The 6,313-nt window shown below is 52.3% G+C and carries 5 protein-coding genes, 1 tRNA gene and 1 pseudogene; 6 read left to right on the top strand and 1 reads right to left on the bottom strand.

All coding sequences use genetic code 11. The features are described 5' to 3' along the window. Positions 1 to 233, top strand: a 233-nt coding sequence (locus RTS12_RS19565; RefSeq protein ID WP_312531585.1) for a hypothetical protein, incomplete at its 5' end; no start/stop codon positions are given. 148 nt (positions 234 to 381) lie between these two features. Here RTS12_RS19565 and RTS12_RS19560 read toward each other — a convergent pair. After that, positions 382 to 1,596, bottom strand: a complete 1,215-nt coding sequence (locus tag RTS12_RS19560; protein ID WP_312531583.1) for a multidrug effflux MFS transporter — start codon at positions 1,594 to 1,596, stop codon at positions 382 to 384. 111 nt (positions 1,597 to 1,707) lie between these two features. Here RTS12_RS19560 and RTS12_RS19555 point away from each other — a divergent pair, with 111 nt between their 5' ends. The 5 genes and pseudogenes from RTS12_RS19555 to RTS12_RS19535 all read left to right on the top strand — a co-directional run bounded on the left by RTS12_RS19555 (position 1,708) and on the right by RTS12_RS19535 (position 6,180). Next, a complete protein-coding gene (locus RTS12_RS19555; RefSeq protein ID WP_312531580.1) occupies positions 1,708 to 2,130 on the top strand; it encodes a DUF1489 domain-containing protein in 423 nt (140 codons plus the stop codon). A 42-nt stretch (positions 2,131 to 2,172) separates the two neighbouring features. Continuing rightward, a tRNA-Gly gene (locus RTS12_RS19550) sits at positions 2,173 to 2,246 on the top strand. Between the two features lie 738 nt (positions 2,247 to 2,984). Continuing rightward, positions 2,985 to 3,389 (top strand): annotated as a pseudogene (locus RTS12_RS19545) (transposase); the annotation flags it as partial. 374 nt (positions 3,390 to 3,763) lie between these two features. Then, positions 3,764 to 5,509 carry a hypothetical protein gene (locus RTS12_RS19540; protein WP_312531577.1) on the top strand — a complete coding sequence of 582 codons (1,746 nt, stop codon included), beginning with the start codon at positions 3,764 to 3,766 and terminating at the stop codon, positions 5,507 to 5,509. Positions 5,510 to 5,523: 14 nt separating this feature from the next. Next, on the top strand, positions 5,524 to 6,180 hold the full coding sequence (locus RTS12_RS19535) for a flagellar hook capping FlgD N-terminal domain-containing protein (protein ID WP_312531574.1): 657 nt from the start codon (positions 5,524 to 5,526) through the stop codon (positions 6,178 to 6,180). The last annotated feature ends 133 nt before the right edge of the window (positions 6,181 to 6,313 follow it).

Here is a 6,313-nt window from a genome sequence, read left to right as displayed (position 1 = left end):
GAAAATGGCTGCGTGAACTCTACGGCCAAACCCCGTTAAAACGGGGAGGATTACCAGACAACGGGCACATCGGCGATTTCACCAAGAAAAATTGCGCTTCCCGTGTAGCTGTGAAACTGAGCGAAGGCTTTGATCGCAGCTGCATCATCAGGACGAGGGTCACCCGGGATGAGATGCTCATAAAGATCCAGCAAACGGGGGACATTGCCTTGGGTCGCTCGTCTGACGCTTAATTTGGCCTTTTCCATAGCCAAAGTTTGCGCGATCAAATGACCTCAGGCAATGGGTTGAACGCGGATCTGGATCTCTGGCCCGCGCCTTCACATGCGAACAGGCCTTCATTTGCGGATAGGGCGCCCATCAGCGCCCGGCCCGTTGTTCTTAGACCTCGCGGACCCAGCGCATCAGGATCGAGGCCAAGGTCGAACAGATCAGCGTCGCCGCCACCATTGGGCGCAATGAGCCGTCAAACATCAACCCTACCGGCGCCGCAATCACCACAGCGCCGAAAGTGGACAGCGCCGAGACCACCGATGCCGTCGTTCCGGCAAGATGACCCATCGATTGCAGAGCCAATGCATTGAGATTGCCGAAGGTCACACCCGCCATGGCAAACACACTGACCGCCCAGAAGAAGAACACTGGAAAGCGCAGCGCTTCGGGGATCAGCTCAAGATAAACCAGTGGCACCATGATCAAAGACACGACCAACTGCATGCGATAGGCCGTCCAGGCCATGCGCTTCATGCCCAGACGAAAGACCAGCTTGGCATTCAGAAGGCTGGCCATCCCAGAAAAAAGAGCCATTGCCGCAAACCATAGGGGAAAGGTTTCTCCGCGTCCGAAGGTCGTTCGGAAAAGCTGCTCGGCCGAGCTGAGCAAGGCGAACATCTGACCAAAGCCCAAGGCCAGGATCAAGGTGATCAGGACGACCTGACGGTTGCGCAAGACCTCGGCGGCGCCCCCGAACAACGAGCTAAGGCGGAACGGACGACGACGATCAACCGTCAGCGTCTCGGCCTGGCGCAGATTGACCCAAAGGCAGCCCACGATCGCCAGCAAAACGAAAGAGCCAAAGACCCCCTGCCAGCCAAACGCATGCATCACCAGACGCCCCAACAGCGGCGCCACGGCCGGTATCAGGATGAAGATCATCGAGACGATGCTGGTAATCCGTGCCATCTCGCGGCCCTGATACAGGTCGCGCACCAGTGCCATTGTGGCAATCCGGGGCGCCGATGCCCCAAGCCCCATCACGAAACGTGCGATCAGCAGAAAATCAAGCGTTTTTGACTGCGTCGCAACGATGGCGGCAATCGCATAAAGCGTAAAGCCAATCGTCACCGTCGGCTTGCGCCCGATCGCATCAGAAATCGGTCCGGAAAAGAAGGTACCGACCCCCATCCCCGCCATGAAAGCCGTCAGAACCAGCTGCGCCCGGTTGACGTCATCGGGGGTCAACAGCGCTGCGATTTCCGGCAGCGCTGGCAACATCGAGTCAATTGAAAAGGCAACGACAGCAGAGACAAGTGCCATCATCGCGACGAATTCAGGCAAGGGCAGCCGACGAACCGGCGAGGCGGAGTTTTGAGTCATGAATTTTCCTGCGATTGGCGCAAGGGGTACTGCCGGCCCATGAATGGCGCAAGCCCTTACAACCCGCCCAGCTGCTTGCAGTAAGGGCCGGACACGCCTATTTGATAACCCATGACTTCACTGGTTCACCTCATCAAACTTTGTGTCGGCTGCGACAACCCATCCGAACTGGAAGCCTGGCAGAAACAGCGCTGGCAGGCTGAGGCTCCGCGCCACATCACCCGCATGTGGCCCAAACGCGAAGCTGAGCTGTTGAATGGCGGCTCGATTTACTGGGTTTTCAAGGGCGTCATGCTTGCGCGCCAAGAGCTGCGCGGACTTGAAGAGGTGCGCGGCGAGGACGGAATCGCGCGATGCGCCTTGGTTCTGGATCCGCAACTTATACGCGTCGCTGCCACCCCAAGGCGGCCGTTCCAGGGCTGGCGCTATCTGAGCCCCACCGATGCCCCCGCCGATCTTGCCTCTGGGCGCGCCGAAGAGCCAAACCTTCCCTCAGAATTTGCCAATGCTTTGGCCGAGATGGGCCTGCGCTAACATCTTGACCTCTGCTTCGCGCTGGTTTACGCGGATGTCGACGCGGGTGTAGCTCAATGGTAGAGCAGCAGCTTCCCAAGCTGAATACGAGGGTTCGATTCCCTTCACCCGCTCCAATCCCCTTTTAAGGCATTTGTTTTTAAAGCAAGACTTCCCTCGTGGATAGCTGCCATTCATCGAACCACCTATTTTGGTGCTAAGGCATGCAACGCGATGATTGCGGTTGATAGAGCCGCATCTCCGGCAAGGTCGGCTAGAAATCCTGGGATCTCGACAACCGCGAAGCCATTCATGTCCCATTTCCTCAGCGTCTGGCGGCATGCGCCTCGACCCCACGCGTGGATGAGTGCCTAAGCAAGCCGGCTTTGTTTAAATCCCATGAACCCGTGCCGCCTCACTTAGGTCAATCTCGCGGGCAAGGCTGGAAGGCACGCAAGCGGACTGCACATCGCCTATACGGCCCTGTCGTTGATAAGGCGAGCCAGCGGGGGGTGTCAGGCCGCAAGGTCGACCCCCAGCCCATAGGATTGCTGCGTCGGATCGCGCACGAAAGAATTTAGACAAGGCAGCAAGCGAGCTCGTGGTTAAATCGCTCAAGCTAAGAAGGCCGCCAAGCCCCCGCATCCGAGGCCAAGACCGATGGGGAGGGTCGCTCCACAATCGGTCCCGTTGATGGCAAAAACAACCGTGAGGAAGCTTTAGGACAAGCGCACCTTGCCGGAGCTGTCCGCCGAATACGGTGTGTATCAGACGATGATCCACCAATGGAGGAAACTGCTGCCGGATGGCGCTGCGGACATCTTCGAGCGAAGCAACCGAAAGCCTGCGGAGGTAGAAGAGGGAACGGTCCGGGGGGCAGGCTCAACCGAGGACGGAGCACCAAGTTGTATGCTGTTGACGACGCGCTAAGCCGCCAGACCCGGCTCTTCGTAAGCGCAGGCCAGGTGAGTGACTACGCCGTTGCCGCAGCCCTGCTCGAAAGCTTTCTGGAGGCAGACTGGCTGCAGGCCGATCGGGGCCATGATGCGAATTGGTATAGTGATGCCTTGAAAGACAAGGAAGACGAGCCCTGCAGTCCCGGGCGACAGTCCCGCAAGAGCCTGTGAAATACGACAGGCGTGGCTACAAATGACGCAACAGGATCGAGATCATGTTCGGGCACCTGAAGGATTGGCGCAGGATTGCGACACGCTACGACTGCCGAAAAGATATTCCTATTAGCCTTAGCCCTCGCCGAAACCGTCCCGTTCTGGCTGTGAAAGGTAATGCGTCTGCAGCCTAGCATTTTAAGAGAATTACTCAAGGCCAGGGGCAATTCCAGAGTTTACTTGGCTTTAACATAACGAGGTTATCCTTACCTTCACAGACGAGCTGGAGAGGTAGGTATGCGCAAAAGATCTTTGATAATTTATTAAAATCTACCTCCACTAAAAACATCGCCCAATCCGCAACAACAAAATAACACGCACCGCTTAAAAACACCCCATAACTTGTTAATAAATTTTATAAAATCTTCACAATAATAAAATCCTCAAAAATATCACTACCGGCTACATTAAAAATACCTAGATCTATCAAGATATCCTACCCAGTAGTGATTTCAATGCGCGGCAAATAACAGGAAACTCTCCATATGATGCTCCCATTATCGACCACTCCCACGATTGAGGCGATGATCAGTGCTATGCGCGCGCTTCCAGTTCCTAACGTCCATGCAGAAACCTCAACCGGTCGCATCGCAGAAGAGGCTGACGATTCATTCATAAAGTTTATTGATTTTATAGATGATACTGAATTGGAACTCGAGAAAGAATCGGTAAAAAAAATAGCCGATGAAAAATCATATAGTGAAGATTACACTCTGCCTGATCCAGACAGATTTTCGCAAATTGCGCAAGATGACAATACTGATAAGGAAGTTTCTGTATACATTGTCATCTCAGAAGAATTCGAGCCATTCGAAGATACAGCTGCTTCATACGCACCGATGAATGACTCCAACACATCAACCTATTTGCTCGAGAACACCACTGCAGTTTCTGATAATCCTGACGACATCATTCTCGCAAAGCAGATATTAAACACATATCCCAATGCACTTTCCGAATCCTTCCTCCTAAAAAACATAAATGTTGATGTCGCCCCCAGGCCGAGAGATACCATAATTCATAGCTCGGAATCGTCGACGCTAGAGACCCCAAAAGATTTAGTGGGTACATCTAGTCGAAACTCGGTGGTTGTTGAAAATATTGCTCAAGCTCCTAGCGAGAGTGACTCTCCCGTTCGGAGGCTATACTTCCCTCAGCCGATGTTGCATTTTGAGCCCTCTCCTCCCGCCGATAGTGAGACGTTGATCCTGAAGGGGGCGAAGTTCATGGTTGCAAACCACCCTCAGCCAATCACCGATCCCCCAGTTTCAAATGACGTTCAGGTCGGCTTGAAATGGCTGGCTGTTCACCAAAAAGAAGCACTCTGCAACGATAGCTATCAACCTTCAGTACAGCCCCTAGAGAATGTTGATATGCCTGATATAGCAGTTACCAACCCTCAGGCGGATGTCCCAGCCTACGCATCCCGCGCTGAAGATCTGCTAGGCGAAGACATAATAATCATCGGAGAAGACAGTCGATTACCTAACCAACCCTATATCGCACAAGAGACACCCGACCAGCAGCGAAGCTTACATGATAACACGCTCAAACTTCAGAACAATATCGGCCCTCTTACAAATTCTCACCCCGTCAGCCCTATTAATTCCGAACCTGACGAAGAGAACCTCGTTCACGAGTTCAATCATTCGACCCTGCCATACAATCCTATCGAAAGCGAAAAATTAAAAGCCAATCCTAATCTGCTTTCCACGCTCCCCAACGATCCGAATTCCGCCACCGACCACCCGCAGGACACCACCCCCCAACCCACTCAAAGAACAACAGGTATTGAAAACTCATCGCCATTTATAGAAGATCAAAAAAATTACAAATTCAAATCACAACCTACATTAAGCATTACCAAAATTGAAAATTTAAAACCTGAAGAGCTCGGCCTACTATCCATCAACAATCAACACGATGGCAAAACTTCCTTAACTAATCTAAAGAATATCAACCTCTCGCACTTAGTGATCAACGATGCTCAAATTCCCTCGCGAGAGAATACGAGAGATCATATTGAGTCCCTATCCCTTCACGATGCATACCCCCAGAGCAACAGCCGCCGCGGCGACGGCGAAGGGGAGCAGGAAAAAAACCAAGGGGTGTTGTCACCTCTGACCAGAAGAGAAAAGGCAGATAGAGGTATGTCAATACTCAATTCAGAACCAGATGATGTCGAGAGATACCAAAAGATAAAAAATAATCGATTAGATATCAGAATTTAATCCATTGGTGATAAATGCAACAAGTTACCCAGATAAATTTTGAAAATGCACCTTATCAGTTAGATAGCCAAACCGCGACCAAAGGCGCTCCTGATGACTATCAGACGTTCCTACGGATGCTCACAACACAAATCCAGAACCAAGACCCACTTAGTCCGATGGAAGGTACCGATTTTGCGGTCCAACTCGCAACATTCTCGGGTGTTGAGCAGCAAACCAAGACGAATCAAATTCTTGCTGCGATCTTAGAGCATGCGCAAGGTGGTGGACTTTCACAACTTTCATCGTGGATTGGAAAATCCGTGCGGACAACCTCGGAGGTCAGCTTTACAGGCGATCCGATAAGAGTTTATTTGGAGCCTGACGCCAATGCTGACCAAGCATATTTGATCGCGATCGACCCCTATGGCCGAGAGGTTGCGAGAAATGCGGTCGGCCCTGAAACTGGAGATGTCCTGTGGCGCGGCCTATCTGCCAACGACGGAAGTGCGTTGTCTGGACGCTATCTCTTTCGCATCTCCTCGCATAGAGATGGAGTTGAAATCTCATCAAGACCTGCAGAAACCTATGCAAAAGTTATTGGAGCTGAACGAGTTGGGGCGACAGGTCGTCTAATCCTCGAGGGTGGCACTGGAACCAACATTGAAGACGTTTTCGCCATTTTTGGGTAAGGCATATGCACTCATTTAGAATGCTCATATGAACCGCCCCGGGTTTGCCGAAGGCTGATTACGGTTAGTACGCGGCCCTGGTAATCCTCCCCTTGGTTAAGGGGATGCGGCAGTAGAATTTTCTCGTAGCGTG

Origin of the sequence: Paracoccus sp. (in: a-proteobacteria) (genome assembly GCF_032007265.1) — a bacterium.
In the GTDB taxonomy this organism is placed as follows: domain Bacteria; phylum Pseudomonadota; class Alphaproteobacteria; order Rhodobacterales; family Rhodobacteraceae; genus Paracoccus.
This window is presented reverse-complemented; position numbering and strand designations above follow the sequence as displayed.